The 24,715-nt window shown below is 38.4% G+C and carries 24 protein-coding genes; 12 read left to right on the forward strand and 12 right to left on the reverse strand.

From position 1 onward, the window contains the following. Positions 1-155 precede the first annotated feature (155 nt). Positions 156-977 (forward strand): SDR family NAD(P)-dependent oxidoreductase, encoded by an 822-nt coding sequence (locus AWW73_RS11700; protein ID WP_062849724.1) that lies wholly within the window; start codon positions 156-158, stop codon positions 975-977. Between the two features lie 53 nt (positions 978-1,030). Here AWW73_RS11700 and AWW73_RS11705 read toward each other — a convergent pair whose 3' ends face one another. Genes AWW73_RS11705 through AWW73_RS11715 form a run of 3 tightly spaced genes read right to left on the reverse strand, consistent with a single transcriptional unit; the run spans position 1,031 to position 3,951 of the window. Continuing rightward, positions 1,031-2,485 carry an NAD(P)(+) transhydrogenase (Re/Si-specific) subunit beta gene (locus AWW73_RS11705; protein ID WP_016144344.1) on the reverse strand — a complete coding sequence of 485 codons (1,455 nt, stop codon included), beginning with the start codon at positions 2,483-2,485 and terminating at the stop codon, positions 1,031-1,033. A 12-nt stretch (positions 2,486-2,497) separates the two neighbouring features. Continuing rightward, positions 2,498-2,812, reverse strand: coding sequence for a proton-translocating transhydrogenase family protein (locus AWW73_RS11710; RefSeq protein ID WP_000230434.1), 315 nt, complete (start codon positions 2,810-2,812; stop codon positions 2,498-2,500). 11 nt (positions 2,813-2,823) lie between these two features. Beyond that, positions 2,824-3,951: a Re/Si-specific NAD(P)(+) transhydrogenase subunit alpha gene (locus tag AWW73_RS11715; RefSeq protein ID WP_062849725.1), complete on the reverse strand. Its 1,128-nt coding sequence runs from the start codon at positions 3,949-3,951 to the stop codon at positions 2,824-2,826. A gap of 239 nt (positions 3,952-4,190) precedes the next feature. Here AWW73_RS11715 and AWW73_RS11720 point away from each other — a divergent pair, with 239 nt between their 5' ends. From AWW73_RS11720 to AWW73_RS11740, 5 genes are all read left to right on the forward strand, one after another. After that, positions 4,191-5,117, forward strand: coding sequence for a DMT family transporter (locus tag AWW73_RS11720; protein ID WP_061874677.1), 927 nt, complete (start codon positions 4,191-4,193; stop codon positions 5,115-5,117). Between the two features lie 68 nt (positions 5,118-5,185). After that, on the forward strand, positions 5,186-5,593 hold the full coding sequence (locus AWW73_RS11725) for a RidA family protein (RefSeq protein ID WP_062849726.1): 408 nt from the start codon (positions 5,186-5,188) through the stop codon (positions 5,591-5,593). 18 nt (positions 5,594-5,611) lie between these two features. Continuing rightward, positions 5,612-6,799, forward strand: a complete 1,188-nt coding sequence (locus tag AWW73_RS11730; RefSeq protein ID WP_062849727.1) for an MFS transporter — start codon at positions 5,612-5,614, stop codon at positions 6,797-6,799. 145 nt (positions 6,800-6,944) lie between these two features. After that, positions 6,945-7,949, forward strand: coding sequence for a tRNA dihydrouridine(20/20a) synthase DusA (gene dusA / locus AWW73_RS11735; protein WP_062849728.1), 1,005 nt, complete (start codon positions 6,945-6,947; stop codon positions 7,947-7,949). Between the two features lie 334 nt (positions 7,950-8,283). Beyond that, the gene (locus AWW73_RS11740) at positions 8,284-8,796 is read left to right on the forward strand and encodes a hypothetical protein (protein ID WP_061874674.1); all 513 of its coding nucleotides are present in this window, start codon (positions 8,284-8,286) and stop codon (positions 8,794-8,796) included. A gap of 8 nt (positions 8,797-8,804) precedes the next feature. On the opposite strand, the gene AWW73_RS11745 is transcribed toward AWW73_RS11740, so the two are convergent. After that, positions 8,805-9,704, reverse strand: a complete 900-nt coding sequence (locus AWW73_RS11745; RefSeq protein WP_081409599.1) for a LysR family transcriptional regulator — start codon at positions 9,702-9,704, stop codon at positions 8,805-8,807. Between the two features lie 96 nt (positions 9,705-9,800). Between AWW73_RS11745 and AWW73_RS18665 the strand changes: the two genes are divergently transcribed. Further along, positions 9,801-9,923 carry a hypothetical protein gene (locus AWW73_RS18665; protein WP_081033649.1) on the forward strand — a complete coding sequence of 41 codons (123 nt, stop codon included), beginning with the start codon at positions 9,801-9,803 and terminating at the stop codon, positions 9,921-9,923. A 70-nt stretch (positions 9,924-9,993) separates the two neighbouring features. Here AWW73_RS18665 and AWW73_RS11750 read toward each other — a convergent pair whose 3' ends face one another. Then, entirely contained in the window at positions 9,994-10,755 is a 762-nt protein-coding gene (locus AWW73_RS11750) for a tRNA threonylcarbamoyladenosine dehydratase (RefSeq protein ID WP_039764299.1), read from the reverse strand. 110 nt (positions 10,756-10,865) lie between these two features. Between AWW73_RS11750 and AWW73_RS11755 the strand changes: the two genes are divergently transcribed. Continuing rightward, entirely contained in the window at positions 10,866-11,621 is a 756-nt protein-coding gene (locus AWW73_RS11755) for a DUF4261 domain-containing protein (protein WP_032005567.1), read from the forward strand. Between the two features lie 46 nt (positions 11,622-11,667). Here AWW73_RS11755 and acnA read toward each other — a convergent pair whose 3' ends face one another. The 6 genes from acnA to AWW73_RS11785 form a co-directional block, all read right to left on the reverse strand. Then, complete coding sequence (gene acnA, locus AWW73_RS11760) at positions 11,668-14,424, reverse strand: aconitate hydratase AcnA (protein WP_062849730.1); 2,757 nt, start codon at positions 14,422-14,424, stop codon at positions 11,668-11,670. Between the two features lie 124 nt (positions 14,425-14,548). Further along, entirely contained in the window at positions 14,549-15,361 is an 813-nt protein-coding gene (locus AWW73_RS11765; RefSeq protein ID WP_062849731.1) for a TatD family hydrolase, read from the reverse strand. After that, entirely contained in the window at positions 15,361-16,302 is a 942-nt protein-coding gene (locus tag AWW73_RS11770) for an RsiV family protein (protein ID WP_081409600.1), read from the reverse strand. The genes AWW73_RS11765 and AWW73_RS11770 overlap by 1 nt, the downstream gene beginning before the upstream one ends. Positions 16,303-16,392: 90 nt before the next feature. Then, positions 16,393-17,235, reverse strand: a complete 843-nt coding sequence (locus tag AWW73_RS11775) for a hypothetical protein (protein WP_062849733.1) — start codon at positions 17,233-17,235, stop codon at positions 16,393-16,395. 69 nt (positions 17,236-17,304) lie between these two features. After that, positions 17,305-18,897 carry a peptide chain release factor 3 gene (locus AWW73_RS11780; RefSeq protein WP_005066204.1) on the reverse strand — a complete coding sequence of 531 codons (1,593 nt, stop codon included), beginning with the start codon at positions 18,895-18,897 and terminating at the stop codon, positions 17,305-17,307. A 232-nt stretch (positions 18,898-19,129) separates the two neighbouring features. Beyond that, positions 19,130-19,993, reverse strand: a complete 864-nt coding sequence (locus AWW73_RS11785; RefSeq protein ID WP_016144331.1) for a hypothetical protein — start codon at positions 19,991-19,993, stop codon at positions 19,130-19,132. A gap of 327 nt (positions 19,994-20,320) precedes the next feature. On the opposite strand from AWW73_RS11785, the gene AWW73_RS11790 reads away from it, so the two are divergent. The 3 genes from AWW73_RS11790 (at position 20,321) to AWW73_RS11800 (ending at position 22,535) form a co-directional block, all read left to right on the forward strand. Next, positions 20,321-20,893 (forward strand): TetR/AcrR family transcriptional regulator, encoded by a 573-nt coding sequence (locus AWW73_RS11790; RefSeq protein ID WP_062849734.1) that lies wholly within the window; start codon positions 20,321-20,323, stop codon positions 20,891-20,893. Between the two features lie 185 nt (positions 20,894-21,078). Further along, positions 21,079-21,624 (forward strand): 1-acyl-sn-glycerol-3-phosphate acyltransferase, encoded by a 546-nt coding sequence (locus AWW73_RS11795; protein WP_016145036.1) that lies wholly within the window; start codon positions 21,079-21,081, stop codon positions 21,622-21,624. A gap of 161 nt (positions 21,625-21,785) precedes the next feature. Continuing rightward, positions 21,786-22,535: a YebC/PmpR family DNA-binding transcriptional regulator gene (locus tag AWW73_RS11800; RefSeq protein WP_016145035.1), complete on the forward strand. Its 750-nt coding sequence runs from the start codon at positions 21,786-21,788 to the stop codon at positions 22,533-22,535. Positions 22,536-22,582: 47 nt separating this feature from the next. Here AWW73_RS11800 and AWW73_RS11805 read toward each other — a convergent pair whose 3' ends face one another. Next, a complete protein-coding gene (locus tag AWW73_RS11805; protein WP_002050132.1) occupies positions 22,583-23,053 on the reverse strand; it encodes an Lrp/AsnC family transcriptional regulator in 471 nt (156 codons plus the stop codon). 342 nt (positions 23,054-23,395) lie between these two features. On the opposite strand from AWW73_RS11805, the gene AWW73_RS11810 reads away from it, so the two are divergent. After that, positions 23,396-24,709: a DcaP family trimeric outer membrane transporter gene (locus AWW73_RS11810; RefSeq protein ID WP_205630324.1), complete on the forward strand. Its 1,314-nt coding sequence runs from the start codon at positions 23,396-23,398 to the stop codon at positions 24,707-24,709. The last annotated feature ends 6 nt before the right edge of the window (positions 24,710-24,715 follow it).

Consider the following 24,715-nt stretch of genomic DNA (forward strand, 5'->3'; position numbering starts at 1 on the left):
ATAGCGATTTTAAATCTTTTCAAATATCCATATCCCACCCCAGAAAAACCAATCATCACCTATATCCAAATTTGACATGACAAATTGTCAGATTTATCGCACTATACAAATTCTTAAAGTTCTCACCAATAAATAGCATAACCGGAGTACAGAAAGTGAAGATATTAATTACGGGCGCCAACACAGGCATTGGTTTTGCCACAGCCGAACAACTCGTTAAACAAGGACAACATGTCATTCTAGCGTGCCGAAATCCACAAAAAGCGCAAGATGCGCAAAACAAACTACGCGCACTTAACCAAGGCCAAGTCGATTTAGTTTCCCTCGATTTAAACAGCCTTGAGTTAACCCGAAAAGCAGCAGATGAAATTGCTGATCGCTATGGCAGCCTTGACGTACTCATTAATAATGCAGGCTTATTCTCTAAAACAAAGCAACTAACCACAGAGGGTTTTGAACAACAATTTGGGGTTAATTATTTAGGCCATTTTTTACTTACTCAAAAATTACTTCCAGTTTTACAACAATCTCCTAAAGCACGAATTATTCATCTAGCTTCGATTGCTCACTGGGTTGGCTCAATTAAACCCAATAAATTTCGTGCAGAAGGTTTTTACAACCCCCTGTTCTATTATGGGCAATCAAAACTTGCAAATTTACTGTTTAGCAATGCATTAGCAGAGCAACTCGCAGAAAGTTCAATTACCAATAATGCATTACACCCCGGCGGTGTTGCTTCTGATATTTATCGTGAATTACCAAAACCTGTCTATGCGGCGATGAAATTAGGACTAGTACCAACCTCAGTTCCAGCAAAGCTCATTACAGAAATGGCAACTGGAGATGTATGGCAAAACCGTAATGGCGAATATGTCAGTGCACATATGCCAGACTGGAAATCATCACATGCTAAAAACCAGCAACTGGCACGCGACCTCTATCAACAGTCTATGGATCTTGTAGAAAAATTTCTTTAAAAGTAAAACCAAATAAAAAACCACCCGAAGGTGGTTTTTTATTTCAAAGCAACTTAGTGGCCTGTACCGTTAATTGCTTTCGTCATATCTTCAACAACTTTCTTAGCATCACCAAAGATCATCATTGTTTTTTCGTTATAGAACAAATCGTTATCTAGTCCAGCATAACCTGTTGCCATTGAGCGCTTAATCACCATGATTGTACGCGCTTTATGAGCCTCAAGAATCGGCATACCATAAATCGGCGAGCTTGGATCATCTTTTGCAGCAGGGTTAACAACGTCGTTTGCACCAATTACAAGTACTACGTCAGTTGCAGGGAAGTCCGAGTTAATCTCATCCATTTCCAAGATGTCTTCATATGCTACGTCTGCTTCAGCAAGCAATACATTCATATGACCAGGCATACGACCCGCAACCGGATGGATTGCAAAACGAACGCGAACACCTTGCTCTTTTAGAATTTCACACAACTCTTTTACAGCATTTTGTGCACGCCCTTGGGCCATACCATAACCTGGTACAATCACAACACTGTCAGCATTTGACATCAAGAAGCCAGCATCATCAGCAGAACCAGAACGGTGGTTACGTTGAACTTGTTCACCTTTATCTGCAGATGCAACTGCTGCACCACCCATTGCCCCACCAAACAATACGTTGATGATCGAACGGTTCATTGCTTTACACATGATATACGACAGAATCGCACCAGATGAACCTACAAGCGAACCTGCAACGATCAACATGTTGTTTTCAAGTGTGAAACCAATACCTGCTGCTGCCCAACCAGAAAATGAGTTAAGAAGCGATACCACTACAGGCATATCACCACCACCTACTGGTGCAATCCAAACCCAACCAAATGCAAGTGCAAGTGCTGTCATTGCCCAGAATGCAGTCATATTGCCAGTCGTGAAGAAGTAGAAACCACAAGCCAACATCGCAATAAAGATGAGTGCTTGAACAGGTTTAACCCACGCACCAGAAATTGTTTTCGCCCATTTTTTCGCAGCTAATTTACCGTATGCAAACACAGATGCAGTAAAGGTAATCGCACCAACGAAACAACCAACAAACAATTCAAACAAGTGAACCTTGCTCATGTGTGCATGTTGCACGCCAGCTGCTGTTAAAGCCGCTTCATTTTGAGCGAATAGTTCAGTAAGTTGGTTGTTATGCAAAATTGCAGCAATCGCAATGAGAACAGCAGCCAAACCAACCAATGAGTGCATAAGTGCAACAGTTTCTGGCATTTGCGTCATTGGTACAGTACGAGCACGTGCAATACCTACGATTGCACCGAGCACCATTGCACCAACGATCATCCAGATCACTGGATTATTGGCAACAAAGAAAGTCGTTACCACAGCAATCGCCATTGCGATCATACCGTAACGGTTACCTTGAATTGCTGTTTTAGGGCCAGACAAGCCACGAAGCGTCAAGATAAAGAGAATTGCGCCAACAAGGTACAACCAGTTTGCATTTGCTTGAATAAATTCCATGTCAAAGCCCTCTTATTTCTTTTGCTTAGGCTTGAACATTTCCAGCATGCGTGCAGTTACTGCGAAGCCACCGAAAATATTAATGCTTGCCAAAAATACTGCAATCGCACCGAGTACGCTCACCACATTCACACTTTGAAATGCAACGTTAGCATCTACACCTAAAACTGGCAGACCCACAGTTTGCAACATCGCACCCACTACAATAATAGATGACAACGCATTGGTTACTGCCATAAGTGGCGTATGCAAAGCTGGCGTAACGCCCCAAACCACGTAATAACCTACGAAGATGGCAAGGACGAAAATTGTAATAGTTTCAACCATGAGAAATCTCCTTAACCACGCTTAAGCAGTACTTGACCGCCATGAGTGACCAATAGGGCTTTTTGGATTTCGTCTTCTTGATTAATCGCAAAGTTTTTCTCTTTGTCGAATAAAGTCTCTACGAAATTAAAAACGTTACGCGCATACAATGCAGAAGCTTCTGTTGCTACAGTTGCCGGAATATTTGGGACACCCAAAATTTTCACGCCATTTTCAGTAAATACAGTCTCACCCACTTTAGAGCCTTCAACGTTACCACCAGTTTCAACTGCCATATCTAAAATGACAGAGCCCGGTTTCATCTTGGCAACAGTTTCAGCTTTAATCAGACGTGGCGCATCACGACCCGGTAGCAATGCAGTCGTAATCACGATGTCTGCATTAGAAACAGCTTTATCTACAATCGCAGCCTGATCTTTGATGTACTGCTCACCTGGCATCCATCCATAACCATTTTTAGCGGCATCTGCTGCACGTTGTTGCTCTTCTTCAGACATTGGTACGTCTAACCACTTACCACCTAAAGACTCAACTTGATCTTTTGCTGTAGGACGCAAGTCAGTCGCTTCAACAATTGCACCTAAACGTTTTGCAGTTGCAATCGCCTGAAGACCAGCAACCCCAACACCCATGATTACAACACGTGCAGGCTTTACAGTACCCGCAGCAGTCATAAGCATTGGGAACATGCGTTGATATTCAGCAGCAGCAAGTAAAACTGACTTATAACCAGCCAAGTTTGCTTGAGAAGACAACACGTCCATGTTTTGTGCACGAGAAAGCGTACGAGGAAGCAGTTCTAGAGCAAAAGCAGACACTTGTTGATTCGCAAACTGATCTAGCTCGGTGTTACGATAAGGATCAAACATTGCTACAACAGCGGTATTTGCTGCAAGTTTCTGAATTTCCCCGCCCTGTGGTGCGCGAACTTTCAAAATAATTTGACTACCCGTATAGGCATCATCCGTAATGGTTGCACCGACCTGTTCATAAGCACTGTCAATGTACGCAGCCTTTACACCAGCACCACGTTCAATCACAACGCCATGACCAGCGCTAATCAACTTCTTTACTGTCTCTGGCGTAGCAGCTACACGATTTTCACCGACGACAGTTTCGGTTGGGATTCCGATCTGCATGAGCGTTCCTCAAGCTAATTTCTCATTGTCAAAAACATTGCAAGCTGCAATGTTTCCCCCATGTGTATTCTTTGTACAGAATTTGGATTCTAATTGAACTTTTTTAAAATACCACCCACTATTTATTTAATAAATACCCATATTTTGAACTGAAGATTCACGATATTTATTTAGAGGTGTAACATAGGAAGCTTTTTCTTTTTTTTGCAGACAATAGTCTCTCTTATACAGTCCTGTATATGAAAATTTCTTTATCTTCGTTTCAAATCGGGTCTTTTTTTGCTCTTTGCTCTGCTTTTCTATTCAGCACAAAAGCAATCTTTATTAAACAGACTTATGCCCTTTCTCCATTAGTAGACGGTACGGTCCTGATGGCTTTACGCATGTTAAGCGCTCTACCGTTTTTTCTATTAATTTGCTGGTTTAACAGGCATCATAATCAGGGCATAAAAAAGAAGGATTGGCTAATTTTAATTTTTGCCGGTCTATTAGGCTACTACTTTGCAAGTTGGCTCGATTTCATGGGTCTCATGTTTATTAGCGCCTCTCTAGAACGAATTATTCTATTTTTATATCCCACGCTTACAGTCATCGTATCAAGCTTACTCTACAAACAAAAATTAGATGCAAAAAGTTTATTTGCCATTTTTCTTAGTTATGGTGGAACCGTGCTGGTTATGCTTCAGGAACATAACAACGCACCAATTCAGGGCAACTTCTGGCTAGGTACAAGTTTCGTATTTGCAAGTGCCGTGGCTTTTGCAGGCTATTTATTGCTAACACCCCCTCTCATTAAAAAATTTGGTTCTTGGAATTTCACAGGGTTAGCCTTAACTGTGGCTTGTATCGGCACATTAACTCATTACGTATTAAGCACACCTCACCCAATTCAACTTCTATTACAACTCCCCTCTAGCGTGATCTTGTATGGGATTGGCTTAGGCTTTTTAGTTACCGTGCTACCCACCGTTATGCTCATGCAAAGCATCGAACGGCTAGGCGCCTCTCAATCAGCAATGATTGCTTCAATTGGTCCAGTTTTAACAATTTTACTTGCTGTTGCTTTTTTAAATGAGCATCTCAATATGTGGCAATGGGTCGGCTGCCTACTCAATATTGTCGGTGTGATGATGATTACATTAAGAAAGAAAAGACTAAAACATTAAATTCTCTTGACCTCAACTTAAGTTGAGGTTGGATACTCATCTAAATTTTAATGAACGGTTGAGTTCCAATGAGTCAAGAAACTTTTAAAATCATAAATCCATCAACCTTATATGATCCCACCCCAAATGGTTATAGCCATGTTGCTGTGGTAGAAAGCTTTAAGAATATTATTCATGTGGCAGGTCAAGGCGGCGAAAATTCCAAAGGGGAATTAAGCCCAAGTTTTGAAGAACAAGCGAACCAAGTTTTTGATAATATTCAACATGCTTTAAACGCCGCCAATGCAGAGCTTAGTAATATTGCTGTGTTAAGAGTTTTAGTTGTTGACCACTCAGTCGAAAAACATCAAATTTTGATTAAAATTATGCAAAATTTATGGAAAAATCATCCTTTTCCTGCCTGTACACTCATTCCTGTGCCACGCCTTGCGCTAGAACACATGCTCATTGAAGTTGAAGCAACGGCATACACCTAATAAAACTGAGAGAACATCATGTCTACCCCTGAAGATATCAGTCAAAATAAACCTTTGCTTTGGTTGATGGCAGCAGCATGTGGCTTGTGTGCAGGTGTGAATTATTATTGTCAGCCTCTGATTCACTCGATTCAGCAAGAATTTGCTGTAACTCAAGCACAAGCCGCTTTAACAGTGACATTTGCTCAGGTGTCTTATGCCCTCGGTTTACTTTTTATTGTACCGATGGGTGATATTGTCAATAAGGCCAAGGCTATTCCGTTTTTGATGGTACTTTGCGCAGTTGGTCTATTTACGTCTGCTTTTGCCGTCAACTTACCCATGCTATGGATCGGTACAATTTTAGCGGGCTTGTTTTCGGTTGCAGCTCAAGTCCTGATTCCACTTGCTACAATGACTGTAAAACCTGAAAAAACTGGCGAGATCATTGGTTTTTTAATGAGTGGCTTATTGGTCGGGATTTTACTCTCTACCAGTCTGGCTGGCTTATTTTCCAATCTTTTTCACTGGAAAGTCGTATATGTGGTTAGTGGCGTATTAATGCTTCTGTTGGCATTTACCTTAAAAAGTCGTCTGCCTTATGTCTTACGCATGAAAATGAACTATGGGCAAATTTTTGTTTCCATGGCTCAACTCTTAAAAGAGGAAAAGCGCCTATTATTAAGAGCACTTACGGGTACGTTCGCATTTGCAGCAGTAAGTATTCTGTATTCCACCATCGCCTTACTTTTGACTTCGGCACATCATTTGCCCGATCTATTTATCGGACTAGTCCCACTAGTCGGTATCTTTGGCGCTTTATCAACACGTTATATTGGTAAATATGCCGACCAAGGCTACACACGATTACTCACTTGGATGGGGTGTGGGCTATTTTTGGTAAGTTGGATTTGTTTCTATTTCGGACAAACTCTACTTTCAGCTTATGTTATTGGTTTTGCTTTAATCCAATTGGCACTTGCGCTGGTACACACCAGTAACCAGAGCATTATTTTCCGTTTACGTCCAGATGCCAAATCTCGTATTAATGCCATCTATATGACGACTTATTTTATTGGAGGAGCTGGTGGCTCTGCTTTAGGGATTTTTGCATGGAATCGTGGTGGATGGACCATGACATGTCTTGCTGGTGTTGTACTCGTTATGTTTTGCATTTTGTTTAGTGTGATTGATGCTTTCTTACAAAAAAAGCAACTCGCTCATTAACAAAGTAAATTGTTATAAATCATCTCCCTATATTTAACACAAGGGTGGTTATAAATTACTCGGCTAAATGCCACTGTCGATTCAGGGCTAAACCCCGTATAATGCTGCCCTTTCATTAATTTAGCGACTTTTGGGTCTATTGGCTATGCAATCACTTCAATCGTTACAACCTCGTATTTCTGTCGCACCTATGATGGACTGGACAACGAAGGATTACCGATTCTTTGCACGGTTGTTTAACCCAAACGTTATCCTTTATACCGAAATGGTGACTACAGGCGCGATTCTATTTGGCGATGCAAAACGTCATTTGGACTACAGCGCACAAGAACACCCTATCGTATTGCAACTTGGTGGCTCAAATCCGCAAGAGCTTGCGACCTGCACAAAAATGGCCGAAGACTGGGGTTACGATGAAGTCAACCTCAATGTAGGCTGCCCAAGTGATCGTGTACAGAACAATAAAATCGGTGCTTGCTTAATGGCAGAGCCAGACTTGGTTGCTGAATGCATTCATACCATGCAAAAGGCGGTTAATATTCCCGTAACGGTGAAGCATCGTATCGGTATTGATGACATGCAGTCTTACGAAGAAATGCTACATTTCGTAGATACTGTCGCGGCAACGGGTTGTACGTATTTCGTTGTACATGCCCGTATTGCTATTTTGAAAGGTTTGTCTCCAAAAGAAAATCGAGAAGTTCCTCCTTTACGCTACGAAGATGTATATCGTTTAAAGCAAGAACGTCCACATCTCACCATCGAAATTAACGGTGGAATTAAAACGTTTGCTGAAACTCAAACCCATTTACAACATGTTGATGGTGTCATGATTGGTCGTGAAGCCTATCACAACCCTTACCTACTCGCTGAACTGGGACAGCTTTGGAATTTAGAAGCACCAGATCGTTTCGATATTATGGAACAAATGCTGCCTTATATTGAACAGCGCATGGCTGAAGGTGCGCCACTCTCCATCATTACACGTCATATTTTAGGTTTATTCCAAAACTTACCAGGTGCTCGTAAATGGCGTCAGGCGCTAAGTGGCGGAAATGCAAAAACTTTAGCTGACGTTGAAAATGCAATTCAGAACATGCGAGCGGCCATGATTCGTACTGAAGAGTATTTAAAAGAGCAGCAAGTTTAAGTTAGTGATGACTTCTTAAATTGTAAGAAAATGTGGCATTTTAAATCAGAGACTTAGATTTTGAGTATATTCGCAAATGTTGAAGCGAAATATTCAAATTTAAGCTCTGATTAGTTATTTATTTATAATGATATCAATAATTTAAATTTTACTATTTTTAACCATCTCTTTTATAAGTATCTTTTCTCTTCAAAGCAGACACTTCTGGAAAAAAGATACGTTATTACATAACATAAACAAAACTTTTAAGGTACGCCTATTAGTATCTCTGAACGCCACAGGTAGGTGGTGATTTTTTTAATATGGATATGAGTAGCACGGTAGAGATTTCACGATGATTATTTATGACGGACAAGTAGCTGATAATTACATGTATCAGGATTCAAATCAGGCAGCCATTGTTGTATCGCACAGCGCACCAAGCCTCCCTTATCCTTTCACCATGAAACCCAATAATCATCAAACTGAAACTTCCAATACTCCAGCAATAGATGTTGATAAATTCGTAGCTAAATTAGAAAGCATCACCTCTAGACGTAGTAAAGCTCGATGTGCACGTAGTATCCGCCTTGCTCTTGAGTCAGCCGGTGCTAATGTTGAAAACCATCCAATCGCAGCTTCCGATTGGGGCGATACCCTTAAAAAAATTGGCTACAAACAAATTGACCCAGCTTTTGACGAACCTCAAGAAGGCGATATTTACATCATTCACAGAACCCGCAACCATGTTTATGGGCATATTGCAGGCTATACGGGAAGTGAATGGGTCTCTGACTTCAAACAAAATAGCTATGATGTCTATAAAGATGACAGCGTAACTTATACTTATTATAGATTAGCGGCCTAATCAATTTTTTAAGATTGAAAAATTTGGTGAATGTGTTCGGCACAATGCTGAATTATTTCATCATGATCTTTTCTATAGACTAAAACTACTTCTGAAAGTGATAACTGATCGGTTAAAGGTAATAGTTTCACCTGAGCAGGTAAGATCTGCTGAAATTCTTTAGGCACAATACTTACACCTAAATTTGCAGCCACAAGTTGTAACTGTGAAGTCTTACGCGACTGGATTGGAGCTTTTTGTGGAGTAAATCCTGCGGCTAAACATAGATTTGAGACTAAATAGCTTAATCCACCTCTTTTAGAATGTGGCGTAGAAACAAAGTATTCATCTTTTAAATCTTTAACTTCCAACTTCTCTTTATTTGCAAACTTAGCATGATCAGTGTGCACGGCCACCATTAAAGGTTCTTCATATAATTTAATAACATTGATGTCATCTAATGTGTGCCGAACTGGTGGTCTAATCAAACCAATATCAATCTCCCCATTCAGTAAAGCCAAAACCTGATGCTCAGATGACAACGTGTTTATCTCAAAGTTAATTTTTTGCTTTAAGCTAATTTCTTTTAATATCTGGACCTTTTTATCATCCATAACAATACTGCTCGAGTGAGCAATTTTAATCTGACGATTTTTTCCTTCTGCAATATTCTTAGTAACTCCAATGATCTCATTTAAATAATGCATATTATCTTTTATTTTTTTATAGAAGACCTCTCCTGCCGCCGTGAGTTTTACTTTCTTATCAGTACGATCAAATAATTGAAAATCAATTTCTTCCTCTAATAATTTCATTTGCCGACTTAAAGCAGACTGAGCTATGAATAGCTTTTCAGAAGCCGCGGTAAAGCTTCCTTCTTCAACGATTTTTATAAAATATTGGAATTGTTTTAACGTGAGCATTTCTATCTCAAAATTAGATCATAAGGTCTATTTTTTATATTAGATTAGATAGGTTGCCTTCGCTAGAATTTTATCAAGACCATTCACTTGATTGAATTATTCATGAAGTATTTAAAAGGGTTCGCCATCTTCACCATTGTTGTTCTAATTTTATGGTGCTTTAAATTTTATGATCAACAGCTCCCAACACAGCCCAAACACGACAGCATAGAGTTATATGATTAAATCAATTTTAACTTTACTCAAAAAACAAAAGGCAAGCACTCACATAAGTGCCTGCCTTTTAAGATTTAAATTACGCTTTCTTTAAATCGAGTTTCTTCAATACTTCAGCCACAGCAATCATCGCAAAGCTTGACGTCACCACTACCGCTGAACCATATCCACCGCAACGTAAGCCTGCCGATGGACAAACATCTGCACTTGAAAATGGATTATCGATTGAGTAAATACAGGTAATACCAAATTTCTCTTTTGGCTTTTTACAGATGCCGCGAGCACGAAGCTGACTACGGAGCTTCGCTAACATCGGGTCCTGTTCTGTTTTTGATAAATCAGCCACACGGATTTTAAGGGGATCGAGTTTACCACCTGCTCCGCCCGAAACAATCAAAGGAATTTTATTAAAACGACAATGAAGCATTAAAGCCAGTTTTGCTTTAACGTCATCAATACAGTCCAAGATAATATCGGGTACAGGGTTTAAAAGCTCGGTGACATTCTCAGGGGTTAAAAAGTCATCAATAATATTAACTTTAATACGTGGATTAATCTGGCGACAACGCTCCGCCATAATCTCAACTTTTTCACAGCCCAGTGTTGATGTCATGGCAGGTAGCTGACGGTTCACATTTGATGCTGCAACCACATCCATATCGACTAATGTAATCTCACCAATACCCGTGCGTGCCAAAGCCTCTACCGCCCAACTACCGACACCGCCAATACCAATCACCATCACATGACTTTTTTCATAGTGCTGGAACGATGAATCACCATAAACTTTGGCTACACCTGCAAAACGGCGGTCATATTCATCTTGTTGGAGATCGGTCATTGCTACTCTGTGGGGATATAAAACACGGGAGGTATTTTACCTCAATCAATTGGTATCGCATATCTTTTACGATATTATGAGTGGGAAAAGCTCCTTAGAACTTATTAATAATGAATCAAGAATTTAATCAAAAAATTATCTTATGTATTCCTGGTATTTGGGAAAATCATCAAGCTCTATTACATGCCCTACTTGTTAATGAAACTGGATATATTTATGCGGGCTCAATTATTAAATCTTTAACAAATGAATATTATGCTGAAGTTGAAGAATATGGAAATGATCCAAATGTCAGTGAGGTTTTTAGATCATTTAGTCTAGGTCGTTTTTCTGAAAGCGAATTAAAAAAAATTGAACAACATAATATGGTTATTTATATTGTTTGTGATGGCGGATCAATAGAGTTAGCACAACAAGCTCTGTTATTAGGTCAGGCCCTCATGAAAGCAGGTGGCTTAGCAATTAAAGTTGAGACTTCGGGTCTTACACACCTTAAAAGCGATTGGCTTAGCTATAACGCTGAAAATATATTAGATCTATTTAAAGCCTTTATCCCTATTATTTCTGATGATAATTTACTCTACTCTTGTGGAATGCAGCAATTCGGCAAACCAGATGGATGTATAAACCTAAAGGTAGATCAAGCATCCTATATTTTGAATAACTTCTTGTTATATCTTCTTATAGAAAACCCAGAGTTATTAGAAAATCAAACTTTTTCGGCTGATGAAGAATCAGAACCACTAAAGCTTTCCCTAAAAGCATCTAGCGATTTTTTTGATGTAGATTCACTATATTTTAATCCATTCGATGTTTGGGTACTGACGTCATCATTTAGCTGGAAGAAATTATTTAAATTTAGTTAGATTTTCATAAGAAGAAACCCCATATTTTACGGGGTTTCTTTTTTAACTAACCAGCAATCAAATTCCGAAGTACATAATGCAAAATACCACCCGCCTTAAAGTACTCGACCTCATTTAACGTATCAATTCGACATAACACATTAAAATGGCTCGCTACTCCATTTGGTCCTTTGACATCAACTTCAAGAATTTGATGAGGTTCAATCCCATCCGACAAACCTCGAATTGATATCACCTCATGACCAGTTAAGTTGAGAGATTGTCGAGTTTGTCCATCAATAAACTGTAAGGGCAACACGCCCATACCTACCAAGTTTGAACGGTGAATACGCTCAAAACTTTCGGCAATGACAGCCTTTACGCCTAATAAATTTGTTCCTTTGGCAGCCCAGTCACGTGAAGAACCTGTTCCGTATTCTTTACCAGCGATAATAATGAGCGGTGTATGCTCTTGTTGGTAAAGCATTGCTGCATCATAAATAGCAAGCTTTTCACCACTTGGCACATGAATGGTATTACCACCCTCTTCACCACCAAGCATTTCATTTTTAATACGGATGTTGGCAAAGGTCCCGCGCATCATGACTTCATGATTACCGCGTCGAGAACCATAAGAGTTAAAGTCTTTTGGCTCAACACCTTGCTCTTGTAAATATCGACCTGCCGGACTGTCTTTTTTGATATTACCGGCTGGGGAAATATGGTCTGTCGTTACCGAGTCACCTAAAACAGCTAAAATATGGGCCTGTTCAATATTCTTAATAGCTTTTGGTGGCTCACCAATGCCTTCAAAGAACGGCGGATGACGAATATAAGTTGAATCATCAGCCCACTCATAAGTTTTACTTTGTGGAATTTGAATCGCTTGCCATGTCGCATCACCATCAAACACAGCCGCATATTCTTTGTGGAACATGTCTGTATTTACTTTTTGCAAGACTTCATCAATTTCTGCCTGACTTGGCCAAATATCTTTTAAATAGACAGGTTGCCCATCTTTACCTTGCCCAATAGGTTGCGTAGTCAAATCGGTACGAATATTACCCACCAAGCCATAAGCCACAACAAGAGGTGGAGAAGCTAACCAATTAGTTTTAACTAATGGATGCACACGTCCTTCAAAATTACGGTTACCAGAAAGTACAGATGCGACATTTAAATCATGGCATTGAATTGCATCTTCGACTGGCTCTGGTAATGGACCTGAGTTACCAATACAAGTCGTACAACCATATCCCACCAAGTTATAGCCCAACTCATCTAAATATGGCGTAAGACCTGCAGCCAATAAATAATCTGTAACGACCTTAGAACCCGGTGCAAGAGAGCTTTTCACCCATGGTTTACGCTGCAAACCTTTTTCAATTGCTTTTTTAGCAAGTAACCCCGCCGCCAGCATTACACTCGGGTTAGAAGTATTGGTACAAGAAGTGATGGCTGAAATAACAACATCCCCATGATTTAATGGATATTCTTTTCCTTCAATCACGCAAGAAGGACTTTCATGTTGGATATTTGCTTTTTTTGCTTCGACAGCAGTACCGCCACCGCCTTCATTTTCTAAACGCTCTTTGGCTTCTTTGGCTGGTTTTAAAGTTAACTCCATCAGCGCATTAAACGTTTTTGGTACTTCTGATAAAAGCACTCGGTCTTGTGGGCGTTTTGGACCTGCCAAACTTGCCTGAACCGTGCTCATATCAAGACTTAAAGTGTCTGTAAAAACAGGTTCATCACCAGCATTTCGCCATAAGCCTTGTGCTTTGCTATATGCTTCAACCAGTGCAATACGATCACTTTGACGACCAGTTAATCTCAAATATCCTAGTGTCACTTCATCAATCGGGAAGAAACCACAAGTCGCACCATACTCTGGTGCCATGTTGGCAATGGTTGCACGATCAGCAAGAGGTAAATCGGCTAAACCATCTCCATAGAACTCTACAAATTTACCCACTACACCTTTTTGACGGAGCATTTGAGTAATGGTCAACACCAAGTCAGTTGCAGTAATTCCTTCTTGTAATTTGCCAGTCAGTTTAAAACCAATGACTTCAGGAATAAGCATAGAAATGGGTTGACCTAACATAGCAGCTTCGGCCTCAATTCCTCCTACCCCCCAACCTAAAACACCTAAACCATTAATCATGGTGGTGTGTGAGTCTGTACCGACTAAAGTATCTGGAAATGCAAAAGTCTGACCATTATCTTCACCTAACCACACCGCTTGAGCCAAATATTCTAAATTGACTTGATGGCAAATACCCGTGCCCGGTGGCACTACACTAAAGTTATTAAATGCAGACTGCCCCCAACGTAAAAATTGATATCGCTCACCATTACGCTGCATTTCAATTTGAACGTTTTCTTCGAAGGCCTGATCATCGGCAAAATAATCAACCATTACAGAGTGGTCAATGACTAAGTCTACAGGAGATAACGGGTTAATCTTTTCTGGATCGCCTCCCGCCTGTGCCATCGCTGCTCGCATTGCAGCTAAATCGACTACCGCTGGAACACCGGTAAAATCTTGCATTAAAACCCTTGCAGGTCGATATTGAATTTCTTGATCTGAGGTACGAGTTTTTAGCCATTCTGCTAAAGCATGAATGTGTTCAATTTTAACGCTATGTTGATCTTCAAACCGTAATAAGTTTTCCAATAGTACTTTTAAAGATTTCGGCAGTTTGGCAATATCCCCTAGCGTTTTCTCTGCTTGGGCTAAGCTAAAAATCTGATAATTGCTGGAACCTACTGTTAGCGTCTGTAAAGCATTAAAACTATTGATATTGCTATACTTAGCCATTGGGTTATCCTCCCATGTCTGGCAATGTTATTTTTCACGTTTTTACATGTTGTTTTCTTACTTTAAGCTTCTTTTTTAATCACTGTGTTTTGTTTTAGTTACTATTTTTAATCTTTGATTTTTATTACGATAATTTCAATGCAGTGAGAGAGTTTTTCCACAGCAACTCAGCCAAATCCGACTCTGGCATATTTAAATTTTCAGCCAAACTTTGTAAAACATAAGGCAAATTAACAGGGGTATTACGAGTCCGCTGTTCTGTTGAGGTTTGACAGCAAAGCGGTGTCATATCTGGACAATCTGTTTCAATCACCAAGTGCTCTGCACCTATAGCCTGCACAACGGTATGAAGTTTTTTTGCGTTCGGGTTGGTAATCTGCCCCGTCACACCAATTTTAAAACCAAGCTTGATAAGACCTTTTGCCTCTTCTACCCCACCACTAAAGGCATGAGCAATTCCGCCAAATTTAAATTTTTGAGCTTTTAATATGGCAAGCACATCACCATGCGCTTTTCGAATGTGGAGCAATACTGGTTTCTGATATTGGGCTGCCAATTCTAACTGATCAGCAAAATATTGTTTTTGCTTGGCATAGATATCTGGCTGCTTATGTTCTTTTAAGAAAGTATCTAAACCAATTTCACCCACAGCTACACAGTCCTGTTGCTGCAAAATTTGCTCAAGATGAGAAAGATGGTCTAGTTGGTGCTGCTCAATATAAAACGGATGTAAGCCTGGTGCTAAATATGAAGTGGGGACATTTTCCCAACTTTTTAACTGATGATGAGTCTGTACCAACTCATCAAAGCGGGACTGTAAAAAGCCAATTAAGACTAATGCATCTACACCCGCTTTTTTAGCATTAAGCGCTAATTGCTGCCGATCTTCATCAAAATCGGCAACATCGAAATGCGTATGAGTATCAAACAGATGCATTAGCCAGCACTTTTTGCAACTGGTGCCGAAGCAGGTTTAGCTTTAGGCTGTGGCAAATAGTCTTCTTTCAACACATCGTGTAATTGGGCATAAGGAATCACTAATCGAGGAAGCCCAACCACATATGGTCCAATTTCATATTCACCGTATTGAAGGATTAAACCTTGCTCACCCAACAAGAAGTTATTAGATAATTTAAACGGCCACGCCTGCTCATAGTCAGCAACATTATCAGCAAGTTTGGAATCAGTTACCCAAGTCTTAAAGGCTTCATGCGCTAACTTTTCTAATACAGCTTTTTTCTGTGGGCGCAACAAGTATTCAAGCTCAATCTGTTTTTGCTCTTTTAAATCGAAATTATAGTAATGCTGTGCAGCAGAGCCATGAGCACCACCCAAATAGCTACTACTATTAAGCACGACAGTGACAACTTTGCCTTGAGCCTGCAAAATTTTAGGTTTAACTAAAAGATTGATCTGATGATTACTACTTAAAGCTTTTAACTCATTATCTAGATCAATAAATGAATTTGCATAACGTTGTACCTGCGCATCAAAGCTATTTTTTTGCTCTGCACCCGCAGTCGCTGAAGCTTCTGTTTTTTGTTCCGTTTGCGTGCCCTTAGCATCAGGTTTAGCAATTTCTAAAATTTGATTTAATGTATTTAAGATTTGCTGATCTATAATTTTGTCAATAAAAGGAAAATTACTCTGTAAGCGCTCTACCGTAAATTCTGGACAAGTTTTACCATCACAATCAGGTAAAACCACCTTACTAGGAATTGTTTCACCCTTCAAAGTCAACTCTACTGGCTTTTGTTCCTCGACTGCTGGTTTCTGCTGCTCTTGAGAATCTTTAGGATCAGCTTTAGGTTGGCATGCTGCCAAAAATATAGCAGAAGCAAGCAAAGTTAATCGCAGTGAAGCTTTAGAAGATAACATCATATTTTGCCTTTTATTCTAAGGAGATTACGCTATGCCTTTCTAAGAAATTAGCGCATATAAATAGAGGTTGCAAATTCTGCTACCATCTTAAAACATTTGTTCATAAACCTCGGGTTGTAATATTTTTTTGGTCTGTTCTTTAGATAAATAAATGTCGAGCTGTGGAGCTTCTTTAGTAATCTGGTTTGCCTGATAATGTAAGCCAACCCCTTCACCATCAAAGAACCAATCTGCCTGTCCCCAATATAAAGTTTTTGGTGCTTCTTTCTTTATGTCAGCAGTCTGCTTTTTTAACCAGTCTTGATATGCCACCTGCACCATTTGATGCACAGTAGTTTGTTGATCTTTTTGTAAAACATCTAACAAAGTTAAGCTCTTATGCAGTTTTCGGTCAGCCACAAAAAAGTAATAACGATCTTTAATCGTAAGCTCTTCTTGTTTGGTATCAAGCCCTAATTGCAATAGAACGTATTGATTACGCTGTGATGCAATACGGGTATGAAGATGCAATTCGTAAGCTCGATTCTTTGAATATTTATCTTGCCATTCATCAGACCTTTTAACATAAGCATTAATGGCTTGCTGCAAACTTAAGTCTTTTTTCAAATCAATTTGATCTTGAATTACCTTAGCCTGACTTTTCGCAATCCATTCATTTAGCCATGCATCTTGAGTCTTTATCGTTTGAATATCGACATCAATACAATTCTTCTTCTCACAAAATGGCAAAGCATAATCAGCTTTTACTTGTTGTATGTTAAGAAATGGTAGTACTTCGGCTTTCTCTATATTTTGATTCTGGGTAGAAGTTGATTTGATTTGAGAAGATGATGAAGGCTGAGTGCTTTTCCAGACAAAAAGACAAATCGCCAAAATTAATATGATTACCGCAACTAAAAACACAATAAATGTCTTTCTATTCAAATTCATCTCATCATCCTTTCTTATTTTTCAAAACAAAACAGCTTCTTTTCGAAGCTGTCTGTCAAATCTTAAAGATTAGTGTTCACGTGTGTTACGGAACTGAATATCAGGCCAACGCTCTTGCATAATCTGCAAGTTCACACGACTTGGTGCAAGATAGGTTAAGTGACCGCCACCATCGATAGAAAGCTGATCATGCGCTTTTTTCTTAAATTCATTGAGAATCTTGTCATCATCACAATGAATCCAACGAACCGTATTAACACTTACAGGCTCATACACGCAGTCAACTTTATATTCTTCTTTCAGACGATAAGCAACAACGTCAAACTGAAGTACACCAACTGCGCCCACAATCAAATCATTGCTAATTTGTGGCATAAATACCTGAGTTGCACCTTCTTCAGACAACTCTTTCAAACCTTTTTGCAATTGTTTTGACTTTAATGGATCTTTCAAACGCACACGACGGAACATCTCTGGTGCGAAGTGCGGAATACCTGTGAAATGTAGATTTTCACCACTTGTGAAAGTATCACCAATTTGAATTGTGCCATGGTTATGTAAACCAATAATATCACCTGGCCACGCTTCTTCTAAGTGCTCACGTTCACCCGCAAGGAATGTCAATGCATCACTAATACGTACATCTTTACCGATACGTACGTGATTCATTTTCAAACCTTTCTCGTATTTACCTGAACAGATACGCATAAAGGCAATACGGTCACGGTGTTTCGGGTCCATGTTTGCTTGAATCTTAAAGACGAAACCGGAAAACCCTTCTTCTTTCGCATCGACAACACGCTCTTGTGTTGGATGTGCTTTAGGTTCTGGCGCCCAATTCATAAATGCATCTAATACATGGTCAACACCGAAGTTACCTAATGCTGTACCAAATAGAACTGGAGTTTGTTTACCTTGTAAAAATAATTCACGGTCTAAAGGTTCGTTCGCCATTTGTACGAGCTCAAGTGACTCTTCAAAAGACGCCCAAGCCAGCTCACCTACTTTTTCACGGATATCTGCATGGTCATAACCATCACGCACTTCAATATCGGTAATGGTTGAACCAAAACCTGCTTTGTAGACATACAATTTATTTTCAAGAATATTGTATACACCAGCAAAATCACGTCCCATCCCTAATGGCCATGTAATAGGTACACAGCGAATATTAAGGACATTTTCAATTTCATCCAGCAACTCAAGTGGTTCACGAATCTCGCGGTCCATCTTGTTTACAAATGAAATGATCGGAGTGTCACGCATACGACAAACTTCCATCAATTTGATGGTACGTTCTTCGACACCTTTTGCACCATCAATCACCATTAACGCAGAGTCAACTGCAGTTAGGGTACGATAAGTATCTTCAGAGAAGTCTTCATGTCCCGGTGTATCCAGTAAGTTAATGGTGTGACCTTTATAAGGAAATTGCATAACAGAAGTGGTAATGGAAATTCCACGCTCTTTTTCCATTTCCATCCAGTCAGATGTAGCTGCGCGATCAGATTTACGACTTTTTACCATCCCTGCAACCTGAATTGCTTTACCCCATAACAGTAATTTTTCTGTCATAGTGGTTTTACCGGCATCGGGGTGGGAAATGATGGCAAATGTGCGGCGTTGAGCAACCTGTGCCGCTAACTCATCTTTAAAACTCATGAAATACACCTACTGCGGAGATTGCAGTGCCAAAGACCTAAAAGTCGATCAAAATAAAAATTGGCGTAATTGTAGCAGATTTATAGAACTGTTTAATGATTGTTGATAAACCAAAAGTTACTCATAAGCTTTTTAGATCTTATTTGAGAATATAGTTTAGCTTCTAAGAAACTTTGTAATTTAAAAAGCCCATCTGTTTATAGATGGGCTTTGTTCAAACTTATCAGAATGGTTATGCCAGTTTCTTTTCTTCAATAAATTGAACATCTGCAATTTGTGCATCCCAGAACTCATTCCATAAAGCACAGTAATCAATACATAGCTTGGTTAAGCTTTCATAATCATCTTTTGTAATCGCTTGCGCTAACGCAAACCAAAGGTCATCTTGATGATCATCATCAGCAGCCTCAGATGTTTCATCCGTGGATACACCATGTACATGGTAATAACCCCCACCTTCAACATCAATATTTACGAATTTAGTCGCTTGACGTAATGGTGGACTGAAAAGAATGACTTCTTCTTCTGCAACAGCCAATAATGCTACGACGTTAATATAGCTATCATAAGAAGATTCTAAGAATGATCTCACCTGATCTGCAAATTTTGATGGTTTATAATTACGGCGGTCAAGCTCAGTTAAACCATAATCATTAAGTAAATCTTCATATAAAGGATAGTGAGCGTATTCAGGATTCCCCAAATAATAATTATCTTTATCGAGTCCAGGACGAAAACCAAACTCATCAAGTATATTTAAACTTAATAATACCCTTGGATACATCTTAGCTCCAGAATGAAGTTTAGGTTCCAATTGTTTTGTTAGAAACTGGGCCTTTAATAGAGCATCAGTAAAAATCTGTACAATCGCATGGCGATACTCTAAATGAATATGCTTCAAAGTCGTCTTATCCAGATATCCACTATTTAATAACTCAATTGCAGGATGCTTACAAACCGGTAATTCTGCAATTTTTTTTCTTAACTGTTGAAGAAATTGTAAATTCTCATCCCATTGTTTTGCAGGGATACTATTTTTCATCCCCTGCAATGCTTTTTCTCTTGGATTATTAAAGTCTTCAAATTTTTTTAACATAATGATTCTCAGTAGAAAGTTGTTCTTATAGTTAAGTTATAGGTTTTCCCTTTATTTCAATTATGCATTCAATTGCCAAAATAAATTCCGCTCACCTATGCTTAACAAGTTGATACTATGTTTATTATCTCAACAAATCAACGGATTAATTAATAATATTTAAAAAAGTAAATTATTGCCAACCAAATACATAATATGTTGTTTTTTTAAATCAACCAAACTATTGAATAAATATAATTTTTTAAATACTATAAAATAAGTTTTATTTAAGCATCTACACTTTACAATAGCAAAGTTAATCAAAAAATATTCACGACGGGAAAACCAATGTCAAAAAGAGAAACTATTATAAGAACAGCAACAGCCCTCTTTAACCAAAAAAGCTATACCTCCATTGGAGTTGATCGAATTATTGCTGATTCTGGCGTTGCAAAAATGACTTTTTATAAATATTTTCCTTCAAAGGAAAATTTAATTATGGAATGTTTGCAACATCGGAATATAAATATTCAAAATTCAATCAATGAACAATTAAATTTACATCAAGATGCCAACCCACTCGAAAAAATTCATATTATTTTCAAGTGGTATGTGGACTGGATCAATAGCGAAACATTTAATGGATGTTTATTTAAAAAAGCATTTATTGAAGTATCTAAACAATATACTTCGATTCGTGAACCATTTTATGAATATACAAAATGGTTAACTAATTTATTGGATGAAAAGCTTACTCAATTAGGTATAGAAAATCCTACCCCTCTCATTCATATCATTATTTCTATTATAGATGGTATGATTATTGATGGGACTACGGATAAAAATCTAATTAACCCAGAAAAAATCTGGAAATATATTGAGTTTTTAATTACAGAAGAGATTCCCGAGTACGTATCTTAATTTAAAATTATCAAAGCTTGTTATTTTAATAAAAAATTTGAGAAAAAATAAAAAATAAATTTTCAAATACTTTATAACTGAGATAATTCTAAATTTTAGTGCTTTACTTTAGCTTTCATAATTTCTCTAGGCTTTTTTACGAACTCATATTAGAATCCTGAAAATTTATCACCATGCACTGATCTATGAAAAAATTTCTAGGTAACTCTATTTTTAAAGCCGTTGGTTGGACCTACAATGTAGACCCTCAAATTCTTGAAAAAAAACAAGTTATTATTGGCTTTGAACATACTTCGAATCTAGATGCAGTGTTATCGATTGCCCTCTTCCAAATGTTAGATATCAAAATTCATACCTTAATAAAAAAAGAACTTTTTAAGGGTCCACTTAAACCAATTTTAGAAAAGCTCGGTGGTATTCCAGTTGACCGTAAAGCAAGTAAAGATATCGTTTCACAAATGGTCGAACAATTTCAATCACATGAAACCTTTAACTTGGTAATTGCTCCTGAAGCTACTCGTGCTAAAGATGGCTCTGAACGTAAGCCTATCCGTACAGGTTTTTGGCATATTGCAAAAGCAGCCAATGTACCTATTGTTTTAATGTATGCAAACGCTCGAAGTAAACAAGGGGGGATTTTAGGTAAAATTTATCCGACTGATTTACAAAAAGACTTGGAAACCATTAAAGAGCTATATGCTCAATTTGATATAGATGTAAAAATTAACTAAATCAAATGGGAATTAATTTGACCTAATCTCAATCATTAGGTCTTAAGCTTATTGTTCTTATTCAATTGGCTAACAAAACGCAGGGCAACAGTTTTCAACAAAACCAAGCCTATGCTAATATTCCAGCACTTTTGCATTTTCTTTTTTTGGAGTTCACGTCCATGGCGGGTCATTCTAAATGGGCCAATATTAAGCATCGTAAAGCGAAACAAGATGCAAGTCGCGGTAAAGTTTTTACTAAATATATTCGTGAAATTGTGACTGCTGCCAAACTTGGTGGTGGAGATCCTGCTAGCAACCCTCGTCTGCGTGCAGTAGTAGAAAAAGCTCTCTCAGTTAATATGACACGTGACACCATTAACCGTGCAATCCAACGTGGTGCTGGTGGTGAAGATAATGATGATTTAAAAGAAGTAACTTACGAAGGTTATGGGGTTGGTGGGGTTGCTGTTCTTGTTGAAACAATGACTGATAACTTAAACCGTACAGTACCAGACGTACGTCACTGTTTTAGTAAAACAAATGGTAACTTAGGAACTGCGGGTTCTGTATCTTATCTATTTACTAAACGTGGTGAGATTACTTTTGAAGATGTTTCTTTAGAAGATAAAATCATGGAAGTTGCTTTAGAAGCTGGCGCTGAAGATATTGAAGTTTCTGAAGATGCAATCTTGGTCATCACTTCACCAGAAACTTTCGGTGAAGTTCAGGATGCTCTTGCTGCTGCTGGTTTAAAATCTGACAACGCTGAAGTTGTGATGAGTCCATCTACAAAAGCTGAAATTACAGATGTTGACCAAGCAAAACAAATTCTTAAAATGATTGATATGTTTGAAGATCTTGACGATGTACAAAACGTTTATACCAACGTTGAATTCTCGGATGAAGTTTTAGCTCAACTTGATGCTTAAAATCAAACATTTGAATTAAAGAAAGCGCACCAATTGGTGCGTTTTTTTTATAGTTTGTTGAGCAAGTTATAACAATTAAATACATTATATTCTTTAATGACAAAGCTCGAATGCAAAGCAACTACGTTGTCGATTTTTCCAATACGTCTTAATAAAATTTCACTGTAGTCATCCATGTTGCGTGCCACAAGCTCCAAAATAAAATCGGCACTTTGCCCTGTTACCAAAAATGCATTGGTTACTTCTGGAATGGCTTCTATTTCAGAAAGAAACTTATCAAATGTTTCACTATCATGCTTGCTCAACGAAACTTGCAATAAAATATGTAAAGTAAAACCAAGCTTACTAAAATTAATTTCCCTTTTGAGCTGCCCCATAATGTTGGCTTCAATCAGGTGCTTAATCCGGCGGTGCACAGAACTGACTGACAGATTGATCCGTTCTGAAAGTTCATTCAAATTTAAGTCTTCATGAGACAAAATTTCTAGAATTTGTTTATCAAAACGATCTAACTCCACTCTTATCTCCAGCCAGAATTTCAAAGTAAAGACAGTATACCCTATACCTTCACTTCTGCATTGAAAATACAAAGGTTTAAAGGCAGCTAAAAATTTATTTTTATAAAACTTATTTCTTTTATGCCTTTTAAACGTGCAAATAGTTTCATGTACGGTTCATTTTAGAGAGTTAACTTTATGCTTTAATCCGAATTATCTATGTAAAATGCTTATTCTTACTACTATTTGAAGCTAGAAAGGAAGTAATTAGCAAAATTTGTTTGTTTTTCAAGTTTCTTAAAGTTGGCATCATTTTTGTTATGTATTTGCAGGAAAATTTTTATCCATGTCGGGGGAGTTCCTGTGAATAAGATCAAAACATTAGTGTTAGCAATGAGTTCTTTAGGTGCAATGAGCGTAACAATACCTGTGCATGCCGCTACAGATGCTGAAGTTAATGCCTTACGAGATGAAGTAAAAGAGTTAAAGCAACTCATCCAGAAACTATCTGATCAACAAAAAACTGCTTTAACTGTCAGTGCTCCAGCAACAATTCCCGCAGCACCAGCGTCTCCTACGCCTCCAGCATCAAAACCAGGTTGGATGGCAATGGCAGATGGACAAACCCAAGTTAAGCTTTATGGGAATGTTCGAGTAGATGCAACCTACGACTTTAAAGGCTCAAATGGTAGTATTTCAAATGCAGCCAACTATCCTTTAAATAAAGATGACCCAAGACAAGATTCACTAAATGTATCAGCTGCAACTTCACGGATTGGTCTAGATATTACTCGCCCAACTCAGTATGGAGATTTAACAGGTAAAATTGAAGCCGATTTCATGGGTGGAAACGGCGATAATGGTAATGGTACCTTCCGTGTTCGCCACGCCTACATGTCATTAGGTAAATGGTTAGCAGGCCAAACAACTTCACCTTTTGTAAATACCGATACATCACCAGAAACACTAGACTTTACTGGTGCAGTCGGAACAGGAACCACTCGTACTGTACAAGTCCGATATACTCAACCAATCAATGCACAGCAAAAAATATTAATTGCCCTAGAAGGTGGCGATGTTGAAAAAGTAAGTAATGCCGCAGGAGGCAGTCGCTTCCCTGCTCTAACTACACGCTATGACTTTAAAACTACAGATAATAAAGGCTTATTACAGTTACATGGGCTTGCGCATGAAAATCGAGTGGCTCCAAAAGATAGCTCATCTGAAGAAAAATTTGGTTGGGGTGTAGGTGTTGGGGGCAAATATGATTTAACGCCTCAAGATAGTTTAGTAGCTAACTATTATCATGTTAAAGGAGATGGTCGATATTTATCGTATAGCAATTCTGCTTATGCTTATGACACAACAACACAAGACATTAATTTAGGTGAATTTGATAGTGCAGTGATTGGGTATCAACGAAAATGGAGTCCTATTCTCCGCTCTACTTTTGCTATAGGAGGCATTCAATATAAAGATGATAGTGTCTATGCAAATAGCAATTTAACCAGCACCAGCTATAACAAAGAAATTTATAATGCTTTGGTCAATTTAATTTGGAATCCAGTTAAAAATATTGATTTAGGTGCAGAATACACATATGGCCAGCGTGAAACTTTTGCAGGTGATAAGGGAGACTATTCTCGTATCAATCTCTTAGCAAAATATAACTTCTAAGAATTA

Source organism: Acinetobacter lactucae (assembly GCF_001605885.1).
In the GTDB taxonomy this organism is placed as follows: domain Bacteria; phylum Pseudomonadota; class Gammaproteobacteria; order Pseudomonadales; family Moraxellaceae; genus Acinetobacter; species Acinetobacter lactucae.